Annotated in this window: 23 protein-coding genes and 3 pseudogenes; 12 read left to right on the top strand and 14 right to left on the bottom strand. The window is 68.3% G+C overall.

All coding sequences use genetic code 11. The features are described 5' to 3' along the window. Positions 1-33 precede the first annotated feature (33 nt). Positions 34-204: pseudogene (locus tag ACS5RC_RS11150) on the top strand (DUF4113 domain-containing protein); the annotation flags it as partial. Between the two features lie 24 nt (positions 205-228). Beyond that, positions 229-879: an SOS response-associated peptidase gene (locus ACS5RC_RS11145; protein ID WP_478343909.1), complete on the top strand. Its 651-nt coding sequence runs from the start codon at positions 229-231 to the stop codon at positions 877-879. A 27-nt stretch (positions 880-906) separates the two neighbouring features. On the opposite strand, the gene ACS5RC_RS11140 is transcribed toward ACS5RC_RS11145, so the two are convergent. After that, the gene (locus ACS5RC_RS11140; protein ID WP_478343908.1) at positions 907-1,182 is read right to left on the bottom strand and encodes a DUF2312 domain-containing protein; all 276 of its coding nucleotides are present in this window, start codon (positions 1,180-1,182) and stop codon (positions 907-909) included. Between the two features lie 777 nt (positions 1,183-1,959). On the opposite strand from ACS5RC_RS11140, the gene ACS5RC_RS11135 reads away from it, so the two are divergent. Then, the gene (locus ACS5RC_RS11135) at positions 1,960-3,477 is read left to right on the top strand and encodes a hypothetical protein (RefSeq protein ID WP_478343907.1); all 1,518 of its coding nucleotides are present in this window, start codon (positions 1,960-1,962) and stop codon (positions 3,475-3,477) included. Positions 3,478-3,703: 226 nt separating this feature from the next. On the opposite strand, the gene ACS5RC_RS11130 is transcribed toward ACS5RC_RS11135, so the two are convergent. Beyond that, a complete protein-coding gene (locus tag ACS5RC_RS11130; protein WP_478343906.1) occupies positions 3,704-4,549 on the bottom strand; it encodes a hypothetical protein in 846 nt (281 codons plus the stop codon). Between the two features lie 418 nt (positions 4,550-4,967). On the opposite strand from ACS5RC_RS11130, the gene ACS5RC_RS11125 reads away from it, so the two are divergent. Together ACS5RC_RS11125 and ACS5RC_RS11120 are read left to right on the top strand one after the other, a co-directional pair. Then, on the top strand, positions 4,968-5,666 hold the full coding sequence (locus ACS5RC_RS11125; RefSeq protein WP_478343905.1) for a hypothetical protein: 699 nt from the start codon (positions 4,968-4,970) through the stop codon (positions 5,664-5,666). Between the two features lie 393 nt (positions 5,667-6,059). Next, positions 6,060-7,162 (top strand): annotated as a pseudogene (locus ACS5RC_RS11120) (IS3 family transposase). Between the two features lie 180 nt (positions 7,163-7,342). Here ACS5RC_RS11120 and ACS5RC_RS11115 read toward each other — a convergent pair. Then, positions 7,343-8,335 (bottom strand): tyrosine-type recombinase/integrase, encoded by a 993-nt coding sequence (locus ACS5RC_RS11115; protein WP_478343904.1) that lies wholly within the window; start codon positions 8,333-8,335, stop codon positions 7,343-7,345. Between the two features lie 111 nt (positions 8,336-8,446). Here ACS5RC_RS11115 and ACS5RC_RS11110 point away from each other — a divergent pair, with 111 nt between their 5' ends. Next, on the top strand, positions 8,447-8,587 hold the full coding sequence (locus ACS5RC_RS11110) for a hypothetical protein (RefSeq protein ID WP_478343941.1): 141 nt from the start codon (positions 8,447-8,449) through the stop codon (positions 8,585-8,587). Between the two features lie 73 nt (positions 8,588-8,660). On the opposite strand, the gene ACS5RC_RS11105 is transcribed toward ACS5RC_RS11110, so the two are convergent. From ACS5RC_RS11105 to lipA, 5 genes are all read right to left on the bottom strand, one after another. Further along, complete coding sequence (locus ACS5RC_RS11105) at positions 8,661-8,936, bottom strand: hypothetical protein (RefSeq protein ID WP_478343903.1); 276 nt, start codon at positions 8,934-8,936, stop codon at positions 8,661-8,663. A gap of 180 nt (positions 8,937-9,116) precedes the next feature. Next, on the bottom strand, positions 9,117-9,332 hold the full coding sequence (locus ACS5RC_RS11100) for a hypothetical protein (RefSeq protein WP_478343902.1): 216 nt from the start codon (positions 9,330-9,332) through the stop codon (positions 9,117-9,119). A 470-nt stretch (positions 9,333-9,802) separates the two neighbouring features. Beyond that, a complete protein-coding gene (locus ACS5RC_RS11095; protein WP_478343901.1) occupies positions 9,803-10,042 on the bottom strand; it encodes a hypothetical protein in 240 nt (79 codons plus the stop codon). 93 nt (positions 10,043-10,135) lie between these two features. Next, positions 10,136-10,594 carry a type II toxin-antitoxin system RatA family toxin gene (locus tag ACS5RC_RS11090; protein ID WP_478343900.1) on the bottom strand — a complete coding sequence of 153 codons (459 nt, stop codon included), beginning with the start codon at positions 10,592-10,594 and terminating at the stop codon, positions 10,136-10,138. A gap of 3 nt (positions 10,595-10,597) precedes the next feature. Next, positions 10,598-11,596: a lipoyl synthase gene (lipA, locus tag ACS5RC_RS11085; RefSeq protein WP_478343899.1), complete on the bottom strand. Its 999-nt coding sequence runs from the start codon at positions 11,594-11,596 to the stop codon at positions 10,598-10,600. 324 nt (positions 11,597-11,920) lie between these two features. On the opposite strand from lipA, the pseudogene ACS5RC_RS11080 reads away from it, so the two are divergent. Beyond that, positions 11,921-12,421 (top strand): annotated as a pseudogene (locus ACS5RC_RS11080) (CYTH domain-containing protein); the annotation flags it as partial. 246 nt (positions 12,422-12,667) lie between these two features. After that, entirely contained in the window at positions 12,668-12,820 is a 153-nt protein-coding gene (locus ACS5RC_RS11075; RefSeq protein ID WP_478343898.1) for a hypothetical protein, read from the top strand. A 345-nt stretch (positions 12,821-13,165) separates the two neighbouring features. Here the strand turns inward: ACS5RC_RS11075 and ACS5RC_RS11070 are convergent, their stop codons facing one another. Together ACS5RC_RS11070 and ACS5RC_RS11065 are read right to left on the bottom strand one after the other, a co-directional pair. Continuing rightward, complete coding sequence (locus ACS5RC_RS11070) at positions 13,166-13,873, bottom strand: cell wall hydrolase (protein WP_478343897.1); 708 nt, start codon at positions 13,871-13,873, stop codon at positions 13,166-13,168. 516 nt (positions 13,874-14,389) lie between these two features. Further along, positions 14,390-15,376 carry a threo-3-hydroxy-L-aspartate ammonia-lyase gene (locus tag ACS5RC_RS11065; protein ID WP_478343896.1) on the bottom strand — a complete coding sequence of 329 codons (987 nt, stop codon included), beginning with the start codon at positions 15,374-15,376 and terminating at the stop codon, positions 14,390-14,392. A 322-nt stretch (positions 15,377-15,698) separates the two neighbouring features. Between ACS5RC_RS11065 and ACS5RC_RS11060 the strand changes: the two genes are divergently transcribed. Next, on the top strand, positions 15,699-15,941 hold the full coding sequence (locus ACS5RC_RS11060) for a hypothetical protein (RefSeq protein WP_478343895.1): 243 nt from the start codon (positions 15,699-15,701) through the stop codon (positions 15,939-15,941). Between the two features lie 49 nt (positions 15,942-15,990). Continuing rightward, positions 15,991-16,176 carry a ribosome modulation factor gene (locus tag ACS5RC_RS11055; RefSeq protein WP_478343894.1) on the top strand — a complete coding sequence of 62 codons (186 nt, stop codon included), beginning with the start codon at positions 15,991-15,993 and terminating at the stop codon, positions 16,174-16,176. Here ACS5RC_RS11055 and ACS5RC_RS11050 read toward each other — a convergent pair. After that, complete coding sequence (locus ACS5RC_RS11050) at positions 16,119-17,381, bottom strand: FAD-dependent oxidoreductase (protein WP_478343893.1); 1,263 nt, start codon at positions 17,379-17,381, stop codon at positions 16,119-16,121. The genes ACS5RC_RS11055 and ACS5RC_RS11050 overlap by 58 nt on opposite strands. Positions 17,382-17,452: 71 nt before the next feature. Further along, the gene (locus ACS5RC_RS11045) at positions 17,453-17,884 is read right to left on the bottom strand and encodes an Lrp/AsnC family transcriptional regulator (protein WP_478343892.1); all 432 of its coding nucleotides are present in this window, start codon (positions 17,882-17,884) and stop codon (positions 17,453-17,455) included. A gap of 233 nt (positions 17,885-18,117) precedes the next feature. Between ACS5RC_RS11045 and ACS5RC_RS11040 the strand changes: the two genes are divergently transcribed. Further along, positions 18,118-19,152 (top strand): ornithine cyclodeaminase, encoded by a 1,035-nt coding sequence (locus ACS5RC_RS11040; RefSeq protein WP_478343891.1) that lies wholly within the window; start codon positions 18,118-18,120, stop codon positions 19,150-19,152. Positions 19,153-19,220: 68 nt separating this feature from the next. Here the strand turns inward: ACS5RC_RS11040 and ACS5RC_RS11035 are convergent, their stop codons facing one another. Together ACS5RC_RS11035 and ACS5RC_RS11030 are read right to left on the bottom strand one after the other, a co-directional pair. After that, the gene (locus ACS5RC_RS11035; protein ID WP_478343890.1) at positions 19,221-19,742 is read right to left on the bottom strand and encodes a CinA family protein; all 522 of its coding nucleotides are present in this window, start codon (positions 19,740-19,742) and stop codon (positions 19,221-19,223) included. A gap of 57 nt (positions 19,743-19,799) precedes the next feature. Beyond that, on the bottom strand, positions 19,800-21,098 hold the full coding sequence (locus ACS5RC_RS11030; RefSeq protein ID WP_478343889.1) for a bifunctional 2-C-methyl-D-erythritol 4-phosphate cytidylyltransferase/2-C-methyl-D-erythritol 2,4-cyclodiphosphate synthase: 1,299 nt from the start codon (positions 21,096-21,098) through the stop codon (positions 19,800-19,802). Positions 21,099-21,258: 160 nt separating this feature from the next. On the opposite strand from ACS5RC_RS11030, the gene dusB reads away from it, so the two are divergent. Continuing rightward, positions 21,259-22,269 (top strand): tRNA dihydrouridine synthase DusB, encoded by a 1,011-nt coding sequence (gene dusB / locus ACS5RC_RS11025; protein ID WP_478343888.1) that lies wholly within the window; start codon positions 21,259-21,261, stop codon positions 22,267-22,269. Positions 22,270-22,285 lie beyond the last annotated feature (16 nt).

Genomic DNA, 22,285 nt, shown 5'->3' with positions numbered 1-22,285 from the left:
TGGTTGACCTGACCGGCTGGCTTTGGACCGGTAGCGGGCGGACTGATGCGGGCGCTGGACGTGTGCAACGCGCGCTTCGGCCGGGGCAGCGTGGTTCCGGCGCGGGCAGGGGTGGTGCAGCGGCGCGCCTGGAACACGAAGTTCGACATACGTACCCCGCGCTACACGACGCAGGTCGCCGAACTGCCGGTGGCGCATGCGTGACGCGGCGCCTGCTATGATGGAGACATGTGCAACCTCTACAGCCTAGTGCGCCCGCAAGCCGAGATCCGGACCGTGTTCGGGGTCGAGCGCGATGAGGTCGGCAATCTGCCCGCTCTTCCCGCGATCTTCCCCGATCAGATGGCGCCGGTGGTGTTGGCTGCGGATGGACAGCGCAGGCTCACAATGATGCGCTGGGGGATCCCCGGCCCGAAGGCGTTCGGTGAACACCCCGTCACGAACGTCCGGAACGTCGCCAGCCCACACTGGCGCCCATGGCTGAAGCCGGAGTTCCGCTGCCTTGTCCCGGCAACCTCGTTCTCGGAGTACGCCGACACCAAGCCGCGCAAAACGCCGGTCTGGTTCGCACTCGATCAGGATCGGCCGCTGTTCGCGTTCGCGGGCATCTGGCGACCCTGGACCGGGGTGCGGGGGACGAAAGCCGAGAACCCGGAGCGAGCCGAGGCTGAGCACCGGCTGTTCTCGTTCCTTACGACGGAGGCGAACGGCGTTGTCGGATCCGTTCATCCAAAGGCGATGCCTGTTCTGCTGACCAACTCCGACGAGTGGTCGACGTGGCTCACGGCCTCGACCGCAGACGCACTGAACCTGCAACGGCCGCTACCAGACAATGGCCTTCGTGAGATCGCGCGCGGGGACAGGCGGGACGGCACCTGATGCACCGTCCCCACCCGGAATCGGGACTCAGGCAGCTTCGGCCAGAGGCGCCGGCGCATCCATGGCGCGCAGATACACGTCGAGCAGCGTCTCCTGCTCGTCGCGCTCGTCCTTGTCCTGCTTGCGGAGCTTCAGGATCTCCTTGAGCACCTTTACGTCGAGCCCCTCGCCCTTGGCCTCGGCGAAGACCTCCTTCTTGGTCTCCATCAGGTCCTTGATCTCCTGGTCGATGCGCTCGACCCGCTCGATGATGGAGCGGATGCGGTCGCCCGCGACGCCAACGGTGTCGGTGATTTCGGTCATGAGCGGATCCCTGGATTGAGCGGCGCGACCGTGCCGAGGCAGGGTAAGCGTGACGTTAAGCTTAGACGGCTTCTCAGGAGGTCCCCGCGCTCGGCGCGAACCGCCGCGCCACTTCGCGGCGCGCTCTTCTCAACTTCGAACCGGACGAGCTTTTCGAGGCATAACGACGAGGACCAACGGGACGAGTTGCTCGCTTCGCGCGGCGACGAGCGGGAGCAGCGCAGGTCCTGTGGTTCGATGTCACGAAGCACCACATGCATCCAGAACTTGAACGTCCGTTGCGTGCCTGGGCGGCGCCTGCGGCGCCCGACTCTAGGAAATCCGGGCCCTGAGAGGAGACGACGGAACCGGGGGCTAATGAGTCCGGCGTCCCTGAAGTACACATCTTGGGTTGAGACGTAGATCGCCAAGAAGACATCGTCCCGAGGTCGCCGCGAGCGCAGACCGAGCGGGGTGACAGCCCCGCTCGAAGCGGAGCGAAGTGGTGAGAGGTCCTGCCGCGGCGCAGTTCGCGCCGCCACAGGATTGATCCCGAAACGGTCGGCTACCTGTTCATCAGGGCGGGGTCGCGGGGCCGCACCCCGCCACTGTGCGCGCTCGTCCTCTTCGGGCACGGGCACTGCCCGCACCCAAAGGCAACGGCGCGCCTTCGGTTCAGAACTCGTCTGACAAGTCAATAATCTATAGATATGTCTTGCCTTGCTTTTCTGTGATAAGCCGTTCACTTCACCGCGGCGGACGACACATAATTCCGTCCACCTATTACACTAAAGAGACATGCAACGGACGGAAATTACTACGCTGCCCCAACAAGAGGTCGGCGGCGAAATCACCTGCGGCCTCCTCATCAGCCCACCCGGCGGGGGCAAATCGACCGAGTTCATCAACGAGATCGTTGGTACCGTCGCTCGGTACCTGCTCGTGGCTCCACGCATCGAACTGATCGAAGAGCACGTCGAACGACTTCAGGTGAAGGTAGCGGCCACTGGGTGCCAGACCCTGATGATCGTCGTGATCCACTCCGGTCAGTCCGGTACGGGCGGCTTCGTCGCTCGTCGTCTCCGTGATGCGCTCAACGACGTCGACGACGCCCATGTCGTGGTTGTGGCAACGCACTCGGCGGTCATGGATCAGGAGCCGGGTGTCGTTGATGGCTGGCACGTGCGCTGGGACGAGATCCCCGAGGCCGCTGTAACCTCGCACGAGATTGGGCTCGGTATGTCCTGGCGGTCTCTGGACGCCCAGTTTGGCTTGGTCTCGGGTAACGAAACCGGTTGGTCCCGGTTGGTCCTCCGCCGGGACGCGGAGCCGGTGAGCCTGGGAAAGGTTCTGCGGGATGTCGGCGCGCAACACCTCAGCGAGATGTGTCGCCTCGCTGCCTCTCCTGGGCGCGCCGTCGAGGTCGATCTCGCGAACTGGGAAGACGCCGCCCTGCGCCCGGTGACTTGGCGCTCGATCTGGTCGTTCGCGAACCTGTACGGGTGCGCGAGCTTGCGGGTCGCCGCGGCCGGGTTCGAGGGCAGTCTCGCCGACCATGCCGCCCGTCGCTCAGGCACGATCCGCATTCAGAAGATCCCGGTTGGCGGTCCGCGAACGGGTCAGCCCCAGATCACCATTTCCTACTTCACGAAGCACCCCGGCTCGACGACGTGGTGGCAACAGAAGGAGGGGCGCCGCTGCCTCGTGGCAATCTCGCGCTTCCTGGAGCGGACCGGGTTCGCGGGCTACTGGGCGGGGAACGAGGCGATCGTTCCGTACTTCGCCGGCCGCGTCGGGGGTGAGGAGGTCAAGCCCAAGCTGGCCGGGTCCAACCGTCTGCGGGACTTCACGAGTTGCGCGATGCTCTACTCGGCCAAGGCGGTGCCGGACGACGCAGCCATCATCCGCGCATTTGGGCTTAAGAGCACCGACATCCAGGCGGCTCGCGAAGGCGAGGATCTGCTTCAGTTCGCGACCCGTGGCGCGATCCGCGCGCGAGACTACGCCGGACCCTACAGTGTCTTCGTCTACGACGAGGCACAGGCGGCGTGTTTGGCCGTCCGGCTAATCAACGCGGGCTACACCGACGTGATCACCGCGCCGGTTCCCGAGGCTGGAATTCTGGACGTGGAGCGCCCGAAGCCGGCCAAGCCAGGGCCGAAGCCCGCCGCTACGCGCCTGACTGTGGAGCAGCAGCAGCAGGCCAAGCTCGATAAGGACGCCGAGCGCAAGCGCAAGAAGCGTGAGGCCGAACGTGACGCCAAGATCGCGGCCGGAATATACAAGTCCCGCGGGCGTCCGAAGCGTCGGGCATGAACGGGGCCATCACCGCCCACTGCTCATCTGAGAGCCAGAACAGATCCGCCATCGCCGCCTCCACGCTGTAAAAGGCGGCCCTGAATCACAAAAAAAGCACAAACCATGCAACGCCTTGGTTCGATTCACATCCTAGGATCGCGTGTGTACTCTTGCGATTCATCACCGAAGAACAGCACACGCGATGCGTCTCTTTTTTTGGGATCGTGCGCAATTTTTGCGCCGACTACGGATGTCTAGCTGAAACGGAGGACGGATAGGCATTCGGTGTAAGCAGTTTCTCAATCGGCCGATCTTTTTTAAAGGAAGGCTCAAGCTGAGGAGTCCAATCCGGTGGTTCACACCACATCTGACCAAGGGTCGGCTTAAGATAATCTCGCCACCGATCAGGGCTGCGAGAAATTTCTGTTGCGATATGTTTGATCCGTCGAGGACTGACATCCTTAACAAGATTCATTGTTTCCGTAAAATATTTGAGGGCGGCTTCCGACACCTTTCTTGAAAACCCATCTTTCATCAGGATCTTCTCGCAGATAACAAGATAGCACGTATAGTCAAATATCTGATGATGCGAGAACGACATAACGAAGGGGTTACATCTACTGTTAAACGCGTTCAGATGATGGCCAAATCTTGGATCGTCCAAAAGTTTCTCTGAATACAGATCAGTATTCATAAGAAATACGAAGGAGCAATTCACATTGAACGGTGGTATGCTCGTCTTTTCGAGCCGAGTCCTATGACTCAGTATCCGCTCTGTAGGTTTCGGATCTGTCGCAATCTTGAGAACGTTGAGCATGTTAACATTGCGCAACATATGATCGGACTCGTCGAATGCATTTACATCCGACGCCTTATTGTTTTCCTCAATGTGCTCGATGAGAGCCGCCGCCGATGCTACGCGTTCTGGCCGCCAAATTCTGCCGTGCCGCTCAAAGGCTGCCTCGAAAATGTAGTTCTTTCCAACTCCAGGCGGTCCAGAAACCACCGCGTGCTTACGCTTTCCGCTGGCGACTTGATCTGCAATGTCTCTCAGAACGTCCATACCTTGAAAAACATCGTTGTGCTTCATTCTTTCTCTGCAATCGTCGCTAATCTTACCCACGTGAGTTCTCCAAAAGAAATTAGTAAGCTTGAAAAGGAAGCGGGGCGCCCCGCGATCGTCACACTTGGCGTATCGCCAAGTCCGCTAACTGTCTTCCCCGTTTGGGAGACGACAGGATACCGCTCAATCACCTTGATGACTGAGGTCGACCTTGTGGGCAAAGTGCCCGAGATCCCTCGCTAGCCTTAGCCAGTACGAGGTTCTTGTGGGTCTCGTGAAACCCGGGATGGCGCGAGCATGCCTTGGCGATGCCGGCGTCCGCGTCTGGCCAGACCACATCCTTGCACCCTTATGACCGGCGTTAGCCAGACTGTCAACAGGGCTTACAATGTTAGCCGATCGGTGCTACCTAGATCCAATCGGACGGCACCGTGGGAGAACCGCCGTGGAAAACGAACGAGCACATGCCCGCACGACCATCGGTGGGTTGCGAAGGGCAAACGAGGTAATGCGACAGGCTCTTGGATCCACTGATCTACCCGCATCCTGGATACAGGTGATGCTCAGCGTGGCTGAAGAGCCAGGGCAGCAGCTTTCGCAGATCGAACAGGAAAGCGGACTCGTCACGTCAAGCGCCCAAAGAATTTTGATGGCACTGGGTAAAAAGGACCGATCAGGCAAGCCAGGACTTGGATTGGTAGAAGACGTTCCAGATCCCGGGCATGCCACTCGCAAATTATATTTCTTATCAGTTAGCGGTCGAGAATTGATGACAAAAGTTTTGACTGAACTTACGGGTTTTACTCAGAACGCCTATCCGGTGCAAACCGGCAGCGAGTTCCTACGGCGTGTCGAAGCTAAAGAAGCATCGCGCCGGCAGGTCGTAGACTTGAAATGTTATACGCCGCAGCAAATTGCGACTGGAAAAAGATCTCTAAAACGAAAGCATATCAATGTCGGCTCGCATATTGTCGCCTTTCCAATGCGGCCGACACTTCCGTTTTTGGACGAAATTGTTGAGTGGGTGGACATGAATGAAGGGCAGATATACAAGTTGCCGGGCACTTGTAAACCGCAGGGCATGGTGATCGTCGAATTTGCAGATCACCGGGGTCCATTCGCCTTTAAGCTTCGATGGGTATAATTGATATCGCGTCTCGTAAAGTTGCAATTATCGGCCTTGTAGTTTCAGGATCTGAGCGCATCCGGAAAATCGGACCCCCGTTTACTGCCTAATTTTCTATCTGGTTTCGTTTTTTTGTTCTAAGAAGCTCGTTTCTTCAATGAAGCGAGGTAGCTCGACCGTGACAAAGAAACCTCTTCACCGCTCAAATCAGGGTTGTGGGATCAACTCGACGTTGAGCAAGGTCGGTTATACCCCTACGGTCCGAGAAAGTCCGGGATCTGTGAACGACGGCGATGGGCAGCACTGCCAATTTTGGGTTCCTAGAGGTGTACGTGACCCTGACCCACCGAACTGGTCCGCGCTGAGCACAAGTTTTTCGGGCATCCTGAACCCTGAAGGAGGGTGGATGCCATGCCTCGCAAACGCTTCACGAACGAACAGATCGCCTTCGCCCTGCGGCAGGCAGAGAACGGCGCGACGGTGGACGAGGTCTGCCGGAAGATGGGCGTCACTGAGCCGACGTTTTACCGCTGGAAGAAGCAGTTCGCCGGCATGGGCGTGCCGGAGATCCGACGGCTCAAGCAGTTGGAGGACGAGAATAGCAAGTTGAAGCGGCTGGTCGCCGATCTGACGCTGGACCGCTCCATGCTGCAGGACGTCCTCAAGCGAAAGTGGTGAGGCCTGCCGCTCGCCGCGAGGTCGCTGGTCACCTGCAGGTGGCTTACGACATCAGCGAGCGTCGGGCCTGTCAGGCTACCGGCTTCGGCCGTTCGTCCCAGCGCTACAAGAAGCGCTCAGACCCTCAGGTCGCGCTGCGGATGCGGTTGAAGGAACTGGCCGCCGCACGTGTGCGCTACGGCTATCGGCGGTTGCACATCCTGCTGCGACGGGAGGGCTGGGATGTGAACCATAAGCGCACCTGCCGGATCTACCGGGACGAAGGGCTGTCGATCCGGTCCAAGCTGCCCAAACGCAAGCGGGCGTGGCGCTATCGTCAGGGGCGACCGGCGATCGGCGGACCCAACGAGGTCTGGGCCATGGATTTCATGTCCGACCGCCTCTTCGATGGTCGTCCGTTCCGGATCCTGACGGTCGTCGATTGCCATACGCGAGAGGCGCTCTCACTCACGCCGTGAGCCAACTTCCGCGCCTTCCAGGTGACCGAGGCTCTGGACGCTTTGGTCCGGCTGCGAGGTCGGCCCAAGAGCCTGCGGGTCGACAATGGACCGGAGTTCGCCGGGCGCATGCTCGACCAGTGGGCCTATCTGAACGGGGTCGAGATCGACTTCTCACGACCGGGCAAGCCGACCGACAACGCCTATATCGAGTCGTTCAATGGCCGCCTACGGGCGGAGTGCTTGAACGCCTCGTGGTTCCTGTCGCTGGCTGATGCCCGTGATCGCATCGAGGACTGGAGGTGCCACTACAACGATGACCGACCTCATACGGCCCTGGGCGGCTTGACGCCCCGAGCCTTTGCCAAACAAGCTGTCACTGCCCGAGAACTTGCATAGGCCGTGGACCACAAACGGGGTCAACTCCAGCCAACCGTGCACTAACTTTACCCGCGGACCACCTCGTGGGGGCCGATCATCCGATTCCTTCGGTCCTGGCTGATCCTCTCAATCAGCCCGGTCCAAAGCCAGCCGGTCAGGTCATCTACTGCGCAGGCCAAACTCTGATACACAAGCTAGCTATCGCAGTTTCTCAGCGACCACCTCCGGCTTCAGGTGAGTGTACCTCATAAGCATCTTAGTATCCCGGTGGCCACTGATCAGCGCTACCTCGGGCATGCTCAGGCCCATCTCAAAGAACCTGCTGACAGCCTCATGTCTAAGATCGTGGTAGCGGAAGTCAGGAAGGCCAGCTCGGCCCATAATCCGCCGCCAAGCCATCTTCACGGCATCCTCGGTCGTGGGGAATACCACGTCCTGAACCATCCCCTCCTCCGGCCTTCGCCCTTGAAGGATCGCGATTGCCCTGGGAGTGAGCGGGATAGTCCTCGGATGACCGTTTTTGGTGTCAGGGATGTGCAGAGTGCGAGTGGCCTCATTTAGGTGGGCCCAGCGCATCCTTAGGACCTCTCCGCGGCGCATGGCGGTCTCGAGGCCCAGCTCGATCATATCGGCCACATGAGGATTCCTAGAGCGCTTAGAGGCTTGCCTGAGCTTCTCCCACTCGCCCGCTCTGAGGCGCCTTGACCGTGCATCAGACACCCTTGGTTTCTCCACTAGAGAGAATGGGTTCTGAGGCAGTGGGATGTCCCAGGAGCGCCGGGCCACCTCCAAGGCATGCCGATAGATTGCGAACTCCCGGTTCACGCTGGCAGGCTTCAAGGTCCCGAGGCGGTAGTCCCTATGCTGGCCTACCCTAGCCAGCGTCAGACCGCTGAGCGCGACCTTGGCTATGGGGTGCTTCAGGAGGGTCCGAATCGCCCAGGTCTCGCGGACAGCCCCACGCTTCTTTGGTGTCACCTCATTCATGTACCGCGTCAGGACGTCTCCCACGGTAATCGTGTCAAGGACCTTCAGGCCTACCGGCAGACCCCGGCGGTCAGCCTCGGCTTCGACCTGACGGATCCAGGCCTGAGCGTCAGTTTTGATTTTGAAGGATCGGTAGAGGGCAGGGAAGCCCTTACGACGAACTTGGACGTGCCAGCGGTCGTTGCGCTTCCTGATCGATGCCATCGGTCTCAGCCTCGCTGTGGCAGGCGTGTGGCAGCGAGTTCCACGAGGCGACTTCTTACGACTTCAGGATGGCCACGGCATGATCCGGCGAATCGCCCTAAGTCATTCAATATGATGACTAAAGCGGTCGTGGCGATGAACCTCGAGAGCACCGAGGAAGAGCTGATGCACACGGTCTTCCCGCACCCGACGCTCTCCGAGATGATGCACGAGAGCGTGCTCGACGCGTACGGGAAGGTGATCCACACCTGACGCGGGCCGAGCCGCCGCATCGAGCTATCGCGAGGCCGCGACCCTGAACGGGTCCGGCCTCGCGCGCTTCGGATCAGCGCGTTGGCGCCGCCGTGCCCTTGCCGGCAGCGCCGGGGGTGGAGCCCGCGCCGGCATCGTTGGCGCCCGTGCTGTTCGTCGTGCCGGAGCGACTCTTGTCCCCCGTCGAGGGGCCGCTGCCGGCCGCACCGGGGGACGAGCCGGCGCCGGCATCGTTGGCGCCCGTGCTGTTCGTGGTGCCGGACCGGGTGGTGCCCGAGCCGCCTTCCGCCGCGACGGCGACGGATCCGAGGGCGAGGATGCTGGCGAGAGCGAGTGCGGTGGCCTTCATGGGGCGTATTCTCCCTGAACGATGTCGTGATCGACGCTCAGGCTAACGCCACGTCGAGATGCGACGTTCCGGCACAGCGTGCGGGCGCGGCGTCGTCGATCCGCTCTCGACCGGCGCGCGGTCCGTGACGAGCCGCGGGGTGAGGCGCGATCCGGCGGCGGGGGAAGCGCGACGGGCCGCTCAGGACTGCGCAGAGGGGGCGGCACTCATCCGCAGGTAGCGCTTCCGGAACTCGGGGATGGTGTAGGCGCGCCCGCCCGGATCCGTGAGCCTCACCTGCGTATAGCCCTGCTCGTCCCACCGCATCGCGAGCACGACGGCGCTGCCGGGATGGCAGCGGGCGGCCGATGCGGAACCGGCGGGTCCGATGGCCGTGATGGCGAATCGTTCGGTCATGGTGCGTGCCCCTTTTCGCGTCAGGTGCACGGCAAACAACGCGGACGTCGTCGTTCCGGATCGCGGGCCGCCGCCGCTTCGGCGAACATCTGGCCCGCATCGTCTCGCGGAAATGGCAGAAGGCCCGCCAGCCGCTGGGCTGACGGGCCTCCGAAAGCAGGGTCCACACATCTCGGTCCGCTTGGGGAGCTGACGGCCCGCCTGGACTCGGACCAGTCGGGGCGCTCGACCGCATGCGGCCCGCGATGCCACTATCCCTGCGGGTGGTGATCCGGTGGCGTGTCCTGGTCCGCGTCGGCGGCACGAGACGGTGATGTGCTGTTGCCGTGTCGGCTCATCGCTCAACCTCCTCTCTCACGCCAGCGCCCGTGGGCGTCGGTCGGACCATGCTAGGCCCGGGCGGCCGGAGCTGGCAAGGGGCTCCGCACCGAAAGGCGTTTCCGCGGAAGGGGCCTGCCCGCGCGCCCGTGTCAGGCCCGGCCCGTCGGGGCGCGGAACAGATAATAGCCCGGCGCCCGCATCGCCGCGTCGGCTTCCTCGGGCCGGAACCCGGGCGGGGGCCGCTCGCACATCACGGTGCCGCCGAACTCCCAGATCGCGCCGTCGATGAAGGCGGGGACCGGCCGGTCCTGGCGGACGGCGCAGCGCAGGGCGGGGCGCCGGCGGCGGCGGAAGACGTTGAAATCGGAATAGGCTGCGGGCCAGTGCATCGCTCTCCGGTCCTCGTGCGGGACGCAGATCTAGCGCAAGCCCCAGGCCGGCCCGCAATCACCTTTGGTTGAGAGATCGCCGGTCCGGCGGCGTCAGGCGGCCGCGCCGTAGATCCGGTCGGCCCGGCCCTCGAAGGCGTCGGTGAACTTGCGGAAGGCGCGATCGAACATCGTGCCCATCAGGAGGCCGAGAGTCCGGCTCTTGAACTCGTAGGTGATGAAGAAGTCCACGTCGCAGCCGCCGGTCGCGCTCTCGCGGAAGGTCCAGCGGTTCTCGAGGTGCCGGAACGGCCCGTCGATATACTCGGCCACGATCTTCAGCGCCGGCCGGTCGAGGCTGACCCGCGTGGTGAAGCGCTCGCGGATCGCCTTGTAGCCGACGCCCATCTCGGCCACGAGCACCTCGCGGCCGTCGCCGTCGGGCTGGCGCCGGATCACCCGCAGGGTTTCGCAGAGCGGCAGGAAATGCGGGTACTGCTCCACGTCGGCGACGAGGTCGTACATCTGCTGCGGCGTGTGGCGCACCGCGCGGGTCACCCGGAATGAGGGCATGTGTCAGGCCGTGAGCGTCTGAGCCGGGGCGTGGCGGGCGTTGCGGGCGGCCTGGAGCCGGGCGAAATCCTCGCCGGCATGGTGCGACGAGCGGGTCAGCGGCGTCGCCGAGACCAGCAGGAAGCCCTTGGCGTAGGCGGTGGTTTCGAAGGTCTTGAACTCGTCGGGCGGGACGAAGCGTACGACCTCGTGGTGCTTCTTGGTCGGCTGCAGATACTGGCCGATGGTGAGGAAATCGACGTCGGCCGAGCGCAGGTCGTCCATCAGCTGCACCACCTCGTTCCGGTCCTCGCCGAGGCCGACCATGATGCCGGACTTGGTGAAGATCGTCGGATCGAGCTCCTTCACCCGCTGGAGCAGGCGCACGGAATGGAAGTAGCGCGCGCCCGGGCGGACGGTGAGGTACTTGCCCGGCACCGTCTCGAGGTTGTGGTTGAACACGTCGGGCTTGGCCGCCACCACGACCTCGAGCGCCCCGTCCTTGCGCAGGAAGTCGGGCGTCAGGATCTCGATCGTGGTGGAGGGGCTCGCCGTCCGGATCTCCGCGATGGTGCGGGCGAAGTGCTCGGCGCCGCCGTCCCTCAGGTCGTCGCGGTCGACCGAGGTGATCACCACGTGCTGCAGGCCGAGCTTGGCCACAGAATCGGCGATCTTGGCCGGCTCGTCGCCGTCGAGGGCCTGGGGCAGCCCGGTGCGCACGTTGCAGAAGGCGCAGGCGCGCGTGCAGGTGTCGCCCATGATCATGAAAGTGGCGTGCCGCTTCTCCCAGCACTCGCCGATATTCGGGCAGCCGGCCTCCTCGCAGACCGTGACGAGGCCGTGCTCGCGCACGATCGCCCGCGTCTCCGCCCAGGCAGCCGAGCCCGGAGCCTTCACGCGGATCCAGTCGGGCTTGCGCGCCTGCACGGGCTGATCCGGCCGGTGCGCCTTCTCGGGATGGCGCGGACGCGGGGCGGTCGCGGGGCGGGGATCGTTCCGGAGGATGTCGAGGACGACGGCCATGCCTTGATAACGGTCCTCACCGCGCGGGGACGCCCGCGGAGGGCGGGACTGTCAGGAGAAGCCCTGACTTAAGGCCTCCGCCGGGCCTCCGCAAATCGACGCGACCCCCCGCCGCGCCCCCGGCGTGGACATCCCGGCGCGGACGTCACGCGCGGTCGCCTCTGGCGATCCCTCTTACGCTCCCCCGGCGATCTCATCGGGCGATCGCGGGACCGGACGCCCTGTCACGTCGGCCGGCCTATGATAGACCGGCCCACCCGATCCGAGGCCCGCGACCGGTGCCGGCCCCGGCCGGCGAACCCGTTTCCTCTCACCCGTGTGCCCATGCGTTTCGAGATCGAGCGGAAATTCCTGGTGTCAGGCGAGGGCTGGCGCGCCGCGGCGACCGGCCGGCGCCTCCTGCGGGACGGCCTCGTCGGCCAGTTCGGCCGCGGCAAGGTGCGGGTCCGGCTGGAGGAGCGGCGTGCCTGGATCACCGTGAAGGGCGCCCGCGACGGCATCGCCCGGCCGGAATTCGAGTACGAGATCCCGGGCCCGGACGGCGAGGCGATGCTGCGGCACGTCTGCGTCGGCTGCATCATCGAGAAGACGCGCCATTGCGTGCCGTTCGGCGGCCTGACCTGGGAAGTCGACGTCTTCGGCGGCGTGCTCGCGGGCGTGATCATCGCCGAGATCGAGCTGTCGGATCCGGACCAGGATTTCGCGCGGCCGGACTGGCTCGGCCCGGAAGTGACGGGCGACGTGCGCTTCCGCCAATCGACGCTGCTCCACCTCTGCAACCAGGCCGGCGGCGCCGTGACGATGGCCGATATCCTGGCGCTCCCGGAGGGCCTGCCGCTCCCGGAGGGCCTGCCGCTCCCGGAGGCCCCGACGGATCCCGCGGCGCTCGCCATGCGCGCCGGGCCTGCCGCCGGTTCCCGCGGCGGGCTGAGCGCCGGTTAGGGCGCGACACACCACCTTCAAGAATGGTCGATACGGCCAAGCTTCGGTAGGGTTAAGGCATCCCGAGAGACCGAAGCTGGAGCGATGATGGTTGCGGCGCTGAGACGAGCGGTGCGATTGCGGCGGACGATGCGTGAGCGCGATCTGCGTGTGGAGAGCAGCGGCAGCGCCCGGGCGGTGCCGCCAGCGCCCGCACGCACCCCATCTCTGCCGGAGCGCGGCCTGACGGCCCGCGAGCTGATCCGAATGGCCCAGGCGGCCCGACGCAGCCGGCAGGAGTGACGGAATACGGGGCGGGGCTGCCCCCCGGCCGCAGAGATCCGGCACCCGCCCGGCACACGCCCTCATCCGCGGACGGCCCATCCGGATCTCCGAAGCGGCCGGGCGCCGAGACGGTCGGGCCGGCATCCGAGCCTGCTGCGCCGACTGGTCTCCCGCAGGACCGTCTGATCCGAGAGTGCCGCATTGCTCCCTTCGGGGAAGGCCTTCTGCTCTGTGTCACCGCACGATGCGGTGGATGGGCGCATCCGCAGGCGTCTCACCGGATCGGTCCTGCACCCCTCGGCTGCCGCCCGGCGCGAAATGCGGGCCGGGTGGTCGGTCGCATCAAGGGGAAGGGCGTGCCGCTCAGCCGTGCCGCTGCTGCGAGCCGAGCGCGGCGACGGTGCAGATGTCAGTGGCGGGACCGTCGGGCAGCACCTCGGCGGGCGGGGTCACGGGGATTCCGGTCGCGGCGACCGCGATCGGGGCGGCGGCGTAAGCGCTGGCCGTCGGCGGGAGTGCCGCGGCGGGCCGCGCGTCCGCGTACATCTCGGGTGCCGGGTCCGGCGCGCCGCGCTTGCGCTTCTCGTAGAAGGCGTTGCCGCCGGCCACCGCCACGTAGTGCATGTTGTCGTAGGGATACTTGCGCCCGGCCGTGTGGAAGTACATCGCCCGGCCGACCTTCGGATGGCGCTCGCCCGCCAGCACCGCGTCCGTCACCTCGGCGACCTTCTCCAGATCCTTGTCGCGCATCGGCTTCGTCAGGACGCCGGCGGCGAACTGATTCGGCTGGCCGACCACGGAGCAGATCCCGCCCGGGAAGGCCGCGGCCTCCAGGCGGTTCATCACCACGGTGCCGACGGCGAGGAGGCCCTCGGAATCGCTGCGGTTCGATTCGAAGTACATGGCACGGCCGAGACAGTCGCGCTCGGCGTCGCTGACCACCATCGGGGGCTTGCGGCCGGGGATCGAGCCCGTGACGGTCGGCGAGGTGGTGTTGCAGGCGCCGAGGCCGCCGCAGGCGAGGATCAGTCCCAGACGGGATACGGTCGTCGTCGCTGTGCGCACCGGCATGCGGCCTGCTCCCTCTCGTCCCCAGGCCCTCGCCGCCGCCTCGCCGCGCGGGGCGGATCGGTGCGAGGGCGCGCGCCACTGTTGCGGCGTCGTTTCCACGAAAGCTTGAGCGGAAATGAGGCGGCGATGAGGCGCCAACGGCCCAGGTTCGTCCGCGCGCCGCCTGCGCCCCCCTGACCACGCCGGGCTCGGCGCTCGGCCGGCGCGGGCTCCCGGCTGCGCGGACGCGGCTCGCCACCGCGTGCGCCCCGAAGCGCCCCCGGCTCCGGGCACCACGCGAGGCAGGGCCCGGAGCGTCACCCGGCGCGCCGGCGGCGCGTCTCGACAGCTTGGGCCGCCACGAGGACGAGCCGCGGCCCGATCAGGGCGGCGCTGCGGACGGGCGTGCGATGGGTGCCGAGTACGCCGTCGCGCTTGCCGACGGCGGTGCAGGGCCGGGCCCCCGCAGCGACGGCGGCATCCTCTGCGCCGGCCGGGGCCCGAGGACAAGGAGCGCCGCCGCGGGGGCGCGCCGGCTCACGGGGCGATCAGGCGGGCGAAGGTCGCCAGGTCGATGTTGCCGCCGCTGATCACGATGCCGACGCGCTTGTCCCGGACGTCCACGAGGCCGTGCAGGATGGCCGCCGCCGCGAGGCAGCCGGTCGGCTCGGCCACGAGCTTCATGCGCTCGGCCAGGAACCGCATGGTTTCGACGAGCTGCGCGTCGGACACCGTGAGCACGTCGGCGACGCGCTCGCGGATGATCGGGAAGGTGTGGGCGCCGAGATGGGTGGTCTGCGCCCCGTCCGCGATGGTCTGGGGCACCGGGATCCGCACGATCCGCCCCTCGCGGAAGGAGCGCTGGCCGTCGTTGCCGGCCTCGGGCTCGACGCCGATCACCCGGCAGCCCGGCGCCAGCTCCGCGGCGGCCAGCGCGCAGCCCGCGAGCTGGCCGCCGCCGCCGAGGCAGGCGACGAGGAGGTCGAGCGGGCCGCTCTCCTCGAACAGCTCGAGGGCGAGCGTGCCCTGGCCGGCGATCACGTCCGGATGATCGTAGGGCGGGATCAGGCTCAGGCCGCGCTCGGCGGCGATCCCGCGCCCGAGGGCCTCACGGTCCTCGCTGTAGCGGTCGTATGTGACGACCTCCGCACCGTAGCCCTGCGTCGCCGCGACCTTCATGGCCGGGGCGTCACGGGGCATCACGATGGTGGCCGGGACGCCGAGGATCCGGCTCGCCAGCGCCATCGCCTGGGCGTGGTTGCCCGAGGAATAGCACAGCACGCCGCGCGCGCGGGCCGGCTCGGGCAGGGCCGCGATGGCGTTGTAGGCGCCGCGGAACTTGAACGCGCCCGCCCGCTGCAGGTTCTCGCATTTGAAGAACAGGCGCCCGCCCGTGCGCGCGTCGGCGGTGCGCGCGGTGAGCACCGGCGTGCGGTGGGCGACGCCGCGGATGCGTTCGGCCGCGCGCGCCACGTCGGCATAGCTCGGAAGGCGCGGGGCCGGCTCCGGCGCTGTCTCGCTCATCGGGCTCTCCTCCGGCGGTCGCTGCCGCCTCGTTGGCCGGCCTCATACACCGATTCCGGTCGGCCGGCCCACCGCGCGGGCGAGGCCACCTCAGGTGACATTGTATGGATAGCTCCGTCCGATTGCATGACAATGTCTTGTCCGGAGGCAGATCCCGGACGGGACGTCTAAATTTTCCGCATGTCTTGTCGCGCGCCGCGGCGAAATCAGATGCCGGCGCCCAGTAGCGCGGAAGTACAGTCCTGCGCGAGGGGGCGCGCTGATCTGGCACGCGCCGTGCTCCTGTCCGTGCTCGACCCTCCAAGGTTGAGCGGAGGGTCCGTTGGACGGGACGCTCGTGAGCGGCGAAGACCTGACGCAGCCGGCGATGCTGACGGTGTGGCCGAACCTGATCGACGCCAAGGCCGTCGAGCCGCGCGAGCTCGCGAGCCTCGGAGAGGCGCTCGCCCTGGCGCGCAAGGCCCTGCGCGACGGCTCGGGGACGCCCTGGATCCTGACGGAGAGCGGCACCATCCTGACCCCGGCCTATCTCCGGGCGGTGCTGGCCGGGGAGGGGATCGGCTGAGCGGCCCCGCGCGCTAGCTGAGGGGGCAACCGCCAGAGCCGGAGCCGCCATGACGCAGATCCCCGACGACAACCTCGACCATTACGCCCTCGGCTTCTACGCCCCCGGCAAGGGGCTCGCCCGGGAGGATTGCCCCTACGGCGCGGGCACGGAGGCGCGGGCGCGCTGGCTCGCCGGCTACGACGCCGCCCTGTCCGGCGAGGCCCCCGAGCCCGCGCCCGCCCAGGGCGCCTGAGCCGCCGCGATCCGCTCCCGCCGGAACCCGAGCCCGACGATCCGGGCCGGCAGGCGCTGGAGCGGGGGCAGGGCGTCGAGCAGGCGGAGCAGCGGCGGCGGGGCGAGGGGCGGACCCGACGCGTCGAGCACCCGGGCGATCACCCGGTCCTGCACCAGCCGCTGCAGGCCCTGCGTCAGCCGCACCGCGAGCTGGCGCCGGCCCTGGACCCGGGCGAGGTCGGCCTCGTCCACCAGCCCGGCCCGCAGGCGCGGCGCCAGGATGTTGGCGGCGGCGACCGCGTCCTGGATCGCGAGGTTGATGCCGACGCCCCCGATCGGCGACATCGCGTGGGCCGCATCCCCGATGCAGAGGAGGCCCGGCCGGTGCCAGCGCGGCAGCCGGTCGACCGCGACGGTGAGCACCTTCACGGCGTCCCAATCCGCGATCTCGCCGGTCCGGTCGGCGAGGAAGGGGGCGAGGTCCGCCACATGGGCCCGGAAGGCCGGCAGCCCCTGCGCGCGCAGGGCCGCGTCGCCGCCTTTCGGCACCACGTAGGCGCATTGCCAGTGCGAGCCCCGGTCGATGGTGACGAGGATGCGCCCGCGTCCGAAGCGCCCGGCGGTCTCCTCGATCTCCTCCGGGCGGCGCGAGAGCCGGAACCAGAGCACGTCCATCGGCGCGCCGTAGCGGGTCGGCGTGAAGCCCGCCTCGGCGCGCATCGCCGAGTGGCGGCCGTCCGCGCAGAGGACGAGGTCGGCGGGGATCTCCGCCGTGCCGTCCGGGCCGCGCACGCGCACCCCGGCGACCCGGTCGCCCCGCTCGACGAGGCTGAGCCCCTCCGTCCGCATCAGCAGGCGGAAGCCCGGATACCGGCGCGCCTCGCGGGCGAGGAAGTCGAGGAAATCCCATTGCGGCATCAGGGCGATGAAGCGGTTCCGGGTCGGCAGCCGGCGGAAGTCGGCGATGCGGAAGGCCCGTCCGGCGACCACGCCCGAGAGGGTCTCGACGCGGCGCTGGGGCAGGGCGCGGAACGCCGCGCCGAGGCCGAGCTGGTCCATCAGGTCGAGGGTCGAGGGATGGATCGTGTCGCCGCGAAAGTCCCGCAGGAAATCGGCGTGCTTCTCCAGCACGGTGACCGCGAGGCCGGCGCGGGCGAAGAGCAGCCCCGCCATCATCCCGGCCGGCCCGCCGCCGACGATGCAGAGCGTCGCGGATCGTTCCATCCTGGCACCTCCCTGGGTGCCCGCAGCCTACGCCGGCCGGCGCTTCCGGCAAGGCGGCGGGAGACGGGGCCTCAGCGCCCGCCCTTGCGCGGGGCGAGGAGCAGGCTCGTCTCGGAATTGGCGATGCCGTCGATCTGGCGGATCGTCCGGAGCAGGGCGTCGAAGGCGCCGAGCGTCGGGGCCTCGATCTCCGCGACGATGTCCCAGCGGCCGTTGGTGGTGTGGAGCGCGCGGATCTCCGGCAGCCCGGCGAGCCGCCGGATCACGGCTTCCGCGTGGCGTCCGTCCACCTCGATGAGGGTGATCGCCCGGATCGCCTCGGCGACCGCCGGGCTGCGGAGCGCCACGGTGAAGCCCTGGATCACGCCGGTCTCGACGAGGCGGTCGATCCGGGCGCGGACCGTCGCCCGCGTCACTCCGAGCTCGGCCGCGAGCTTGGCGACGGGCCGGCGGGAATCGGTGCGCAGGAGCGCGATCAGGCGTCGGTCGAGATCGTCCAGCATCGCCGTCACTTTGACCGCTCAAGCTTATCAGATTGCGCAGTCGCCTGCACGGTCCGCGCGATTCGTCGGCTGGCGCGGATCCGTCCGGCGCGGGCAAGCTCTTCGGGTCTGCAAGGGCAAGCTCTTCGGGTCCGCAGGGATGGATCGTGGGGCCGGGGCGATCCCGTGCCCGGTCGGACGGACCCGAGCCGGCACGGGCTTCGAGTCCGGGCGGGACGTGAGGAGAGCTGGACGTGGCGCGCTACATCGGAGTCGAGGAGATGACGGATCTGGTCCGGCGCCTGGGGCCGGACGCGATCCTGCGCCGGCTCGTCGACACCCTGCGCGCCGATTTCCTGCGCTGGGAGAGCTTCACCCTCGAGTCCCGGCTCGCCAACCATACGGCCCAGGGCGTGATCGAGCTGATGCCGGCGAGCGACGGGCAGGCCTACGCCTTCAAGTTCGTGAACGGGCATCCGGGCAACACCCGCGCGGGCAAGCTCACGGTGGCGGCGTTCGGCGTGCTCGCCGACATGGCGACGGGCTACCCGCTGCTGGTGGCCGAGATGACGATCCTCACCGCCCTGCGCACCGCCGCCACCTCGGCGCTCGCCGCCGCCGCGCTGGCGCGGCCGGGCAGTCGCAGCCTCGCGCTGATCGGCACCGGGGCGCAGGCGGAGTTCCAGGTGCTCGCCATGAAGGCGGTCCTCGGGATCTCCGAGGTCCGGCTGTTCGACATCGACCCGGACGCGATGGCCAAGGCCTGGGCCAACCTCGAAGGGCGGGGGCTCGCGGTGACCTGCGCGGGCAGCGTCGCCGAGGCGGTGGCGGGGGCCGACATCGTCACCACGGCGACCGCGGACAAGGCCCGCGCCCGCATCCTGACGCCGGACCTCGTCGAGCCGGGGCAGCATCTCAACGCGATCGGGGGCGATTGCCCGGGCAAGACCGAGCTCCATCCCGCGGTGGTCGCGGCGGCGCGGACGGTGGTCGAATACGGGCCGCAGGCCAGGATCGAGGGCGAGATCCAGCAGATGCCGCCCGACCATCCGGTGACCGAACTCTGGCAGGTGCTCTCCGGCCGGGCGCCCGGCCGCACCGGCCCGGACGAGATCACGCTCTTCGATTCGGTGGGCTTCGCCCTCGAGGATTTCGCGGCCCTGCGCTGCATCCACGATCTGGCCGGGATCGGGCCCGACCTCGACCTCGTCCCGGCGGTGGCCGATCCCAAGGATCTGTTCGGCCACGTGATGGGGATGCGCCGTCCCGCCCTCGGGCGGGCGGCCTGACGCGGCCTGGCGCGGCGCGATCCGGGCGGTCGCGCCCGCGATCGCGGTCCGGCCTCGGTCGGCCTCGGTCAGGTTCGGTCGGATCCCACGCCCGGCGCGTCGAGGGCGCAAGCGAGCAGGTCGAGCGCCTCGGCCACGGCGAGGCGGCGGATCTCGCCCCGCTCCTTGTCGCCGTAGCGGCGCTCCCGGTGGACCACCGGACGCCCCGTCGCCGCGAGTCCGAAATGCACGAGCCCGACCGGCTTCTCCGCGCTGCCGCCCCCCGGGCCGGCGACGCCCGTGATCGCCACCGCCACGTCGGCGCGGGAGGCCTGCAGCGCCCCCTCGGCCATCGCCCGGGCGACGGGCTCGCTCACCGCGCCGTGCGCGGCGATGAGATGGGCGGGCACGCCGATCGCTTCCGCCTTGGCCGCGTTCGAGTAGGTGACGTAGCCGCGCTCGAGCACGGCCGAGGAGCCCGGCACCGCGGTGAGCAGCCCGGCGACGAGGCCGCCGGTGCAGGATTCGGCGGTGGCGACGCGCTGGCCGGCGGCGGCGTAGGCCGCGACCAGCGCGTCGGCGCGGGCGAGGAGGGCAGGATCGTCGATCATCGCGGGTCAACCCGGCAGGAGGGGGCCAGCTCGCGGGTGAGCCGGCCGAGGCAGGCCTCAGCCCTGCCGCATCGCGGTCTCGGCCTGGGCGTCGACCGGGTCGCACTCCGCCTCCTCCGGCAGGCGCACGGTGGCGGCGGCCTGGGCGGCGAGACCCTCGGCGCGGCCGACGAAGCCGAGCTTCTCGGTGGTGGTCGCCTTGATCGAGACGCGGCCGAGCGGCACGCCGGCGATCTCGGCGATGCGGGCGCGGATCGCCTCGCGGTGACGGCCGATCCGGGGCTCCTCGGCCAGAACCGTGATGTCGAGGTGATCGATGCGGCCGCCCCGCGCCCGCACCAGCGAGACCGCGTGCGCCAGGAACTGGTCCGAGGCCGCGCCGCGCCAGCGCTCGTCCGAGGGCGGGAAATGCGTGCCAATATCGCCGTCCGCGATGGCGCCGAGCAGGGCATCGGTCAGCGCGTGCAGGGCGACGTCGCCGTCCGAATGGGCGAGCACGCCGCGGTCGGCCGGGATCTTCACCCCGCCGAGCCAGACGTGGTCGCCCTCCGTGAAGGCGTGCACGTCGAACCCGGTGCCCAGGCGCGTCACGTAGGTGGTCATGGCGGAACTCCTGTCCGGGTTGGATCCGGCCGTTCCGAAGGCGCGGTCCGCCTCGATCAGGTCGGCCGGCTGGGTGATCTTGCGGTTGCGCAGATCGCCCGCGAAGACGACGACGGGCAGGCCGGCCCATTCGGCGAGCGCGCCGTCGTCGGTGAAGCCGTGGAGGTCGGCGCCCGCGGCCGCGCGGTGCGCGTCGAGGAGGGCCGCGAAGGCGAAGGATTGCGGCGTCTGCACGGCGCGCAGGGCCTCGCGGGCCGGGGTCTCGTGCACCCGGCCGATCCCGGGCTCGATCTCCTCCACCCGCTTGATCGTGTCGGTGACGGCGATGCCCGGCACGGCGGCGCGGTGCGCCCGTCCGGCCGCGACCGCGCGGTCGATCAGGGCCGGGTCCACGAAGGGCCGGGCCGCGTCGTGCACCAGAACGATCTCGGGCGCCCCGGACCGGGCCAGGGCCTCGAGGCCGGCCCGGACGGATTGCTGGCGGGTGGCGCCGCCCTCCACCGGCGGCAGCAGCCGCGCCCGCAGGTCCGGATCGAGGTCGGCGCGGCACTCCTCGTAGAAGCCGGCGGCGTCCGCGGCGATCACCACCTGGAGCCGGTCGATGCCCGGATGGGCGCCCAAAGCCGCGAGCGTCCGGGTGAGCACGGCCCGGCCGCCGACCCGGCGATACTGCTTCGGCATGCCGCCGCCGATGCGGATGCCGCGGCCCGCCGCGACGATCACCGCCGCGACGCTCGAACCGGTGCTGGACATGCTACGCTCTCGCCGCCCCCGGCACCTGCGCGCCGCGCGCGCGCACCCTCGCGCCGGGGAGGCTACCGGCCGGATTGCATCGCGTTTAAGCGGGAGACCCCGTGAAATCAAATCGGATGGCGCTTGCGTCGCCCGCGGTTTTGTCTATTTGTTGTGCAGAATGATCCATGACCATTATTTGAGCGCTCTGAAGGACGGGCCGGCCTCGCGGCCGCCGCTCGCCCTGCTGGCGCCGCTCTCGGGCATCACCGACCTGCACATGCGCCGGATCGCCCGGCGCCTGGGTGCGAGCGCGGTCGTCTCCGAAATGGTGGCCGCGGCCGAGTTCGCCCGCGGGGCCGGCGAGGCGCAGCTGCGTGCCGAGGGCACCGGGGTCGACGTCCACGTGGTCCAGCTCGCGGGCTGTGCGCCGGCGCCGATGGCCGAGGCCGCCCGGCGCGCGGTCGGCCTGGGCGCGCACGTCATCGACGTCAACATGGGCTGTCCGGCCAAGGTGGTGACGGGCATCGCCTCGGGCTCGGCCCTGATGCGCGACCTCGACCATGCCTGCCGGCTGCTGGAGGCCGTGCGGGGCGCGGTCGCGGTGCCGGTGACGGTGAAGATGCGGCTGGGCTGGGACCATGCCAGCCTCAACGCGCCCGAACTCGCGCGGCGCGCCGAGTCGCTCGGCCTCAACGCCGTGACCGTGCACGGCCGCACCCGGCAGCAATTCTACAAGGGCCGGGCCGATTGGGCGGCGATCCGCGCGGTGGTCCGGGCGGTCTCCGTGCCGGTCTTCGCCAACGGGGACATCGCCGATCTCGCCGACGCGCGCGCCTGCCTCGCGGCCTCCGGGGCGGCCGGAATCATGGTCGGGCGTGCGGCCGTCGGCCGGCCCTGGCTGGTGGGGATGCTGGCCCGGGAGCTGGCGGGACAGCCGGCCGCGGCGCCGTCGCGACCGGAGCAGGCGGCGATCGCCGTGGAGCATTACGACGGGCTGATCGCGCTCTACGGAGCGGCGATGGGCGTGCGCCACGCGCGCAAGCACCTCGCGGCCTACGCGGAGTGCGGTGCCGCGCTGAGCGCCGCGGAGCGGACCCGGCTTCTCACCACGACCGATCCGTCCACGGCGCGCGCGCTGCTGCGGGCCGCGTTCGGGGATCCGTCGCAGGCGGTCTCGGAGGCGGCATGACCGGGCCGGAGGCATC

The organism is Methylobacterium sp. HJ2, assembly GCF_056431005.1.
This window is presented reverse-complemented; position numbering and strand designations above follow the sequence as displayed.

Bases quoted from the DNA above. Each gene is read 5' to 3' on its own strand.
- ACS5RC_RS11035 (WP_478343890.1), bottom strand. From the start codon at position 19,742: ATGATCGACGATCCTGCCCTCCTCGCCCGCGCCGACGCGCTGGTCGCG.
- ACS5RC_RS11090 (WP_478343900.1), bottom strand. From the start codon at position 10,594: ATGCCCTCATTCCGGGTGACCCGCGCGGTGCGCCACACGCCGCAGCAG.
- ACS5RC_RS11105 (WP_478343903.1), bottom strand. From the start codon at position 8,936: ATGAAGGCCACCGCACTCGCTCTCGCCAGCATCCTCGCCCTCGGATCC.
- ACS5RC_RS11055 (WP_478343894.1), top strand. From the start codon at position 15,991: ATGACGCAGATCCCCGACGACAACCTCGACCATTACGCCCTCGGCTTC.
- ACS5RC_RS11050 (WP_478343893.1), bottom strand. From the start codon at position 17,381: ATGGAACGATCCGCGACGCTCTGCATCGTCGGCGGCGGGCCGGCCGGG.
- ACS5RC_RS11065 (WP_478343896.1), bottom strand. From the start codon at position 15,376: ATGAGCGAGACAGCGCCGGAGCCGGCCCCGCGCCTTCCGAGCTATGCC.
- ACS5RC_RS11100 (WP_478343902.1), bottom strand. From the start codon at position 9,332: ATGACCGAACGATTCGCCATCACGGCCATCGGACCCGCCGGTTCCGCA.
- lipA (WP_478343899.1), bottom strand. From the start codon at position 11,596: ATGGCCGTCGTCCTCGACATCCTCCGGAACGATCCCCGCCCCGCGACC.
- ACS5RC_RS11110 (WP_478343941.1), top strand. From the start codon at position 8,447: ATGATGACTAAAGCGGTCGTGGCGATGAACCTCGAGAGCACCGAGGAA.
- ACS5RC_RS11095 (WP_478343901.1), bottom strand. From the start codon at position 10,042: ATGCACTGGCCCGCAGCCTATTCCGATTTCAACGTCTTCCGCCGCCGC.
- ACS5RC_RS11115 (WP_478343904.1), bottom strand. From the start codon at position 8,335: ATGGCATCGATCAGGAAGCGCAACGACCGCTGGCACGTCCAAGTTCGT.
- ACS5RC_RS11030 (WP_478343889.1), bottom strand. From the start codon at position 21,098: ATGTCCAGCACCGGTTCGAGCGTCGCGGCGGTGATCGTCGCGGCGGGC.
- ACS5RC_RS11135 (WP_478343907.1), top strand. From the start codon at position 1,960: ATGCAACGGACGGAAATTACTACGCTGCCCCAACAAGAGGTCGGCGGC.
- dusB (WP_478343888.1), top strand. From the start codon at position 21,259: ATGATCCATGACCATTATTTGAGCGCTCTGAAGGACGGGCCGGCCTCG.
- ACS5RC_RS11130 (WP_478343906.1), bottom strand. From the start codon at position 4,549: ATGAAGCACAACGATGTTTTTCAAGGTATGGACGTTCTGAGAGACATT.
- ACS5RC_RS11145 (WP_478343909.1), top strand. From the start codon at position 229: ATGTGCAACCTCTACAGCCTAGTGCGCCCGCAAGCCGAGATCCGGACC.
- ACS5RC_RS11140 (WP_478343908.1), bottom strand. From the start codon at position 1,182: ATGACCGAAATCACCGACACCGTTGGCGTCGCGGGCGACCGCATCCGC.
- ACS5RC_RS11070 (WP_478343897.1), bottom strand. From the start codon at position 13,873: ATGCCGGTGCGCACAGCGACGACGACCGTATCCCGTCTGGGACTGATC.
- ACS5RC_RS11045 (WP_478343892.1), bottom strand. From the start codon at position 17,884: ATGCTGGACGATCTCGACCGACGCCTGATCGCGCTCCTGCGCACCGAT.
- ACS5RC_RS11075 (WP_478343898.1), top strand. From the start codon at position 12,668: ATGCGTGAGCGCGATCTGCGTGTGGAGAGCAGCGGCAGCGCCCGGGCG.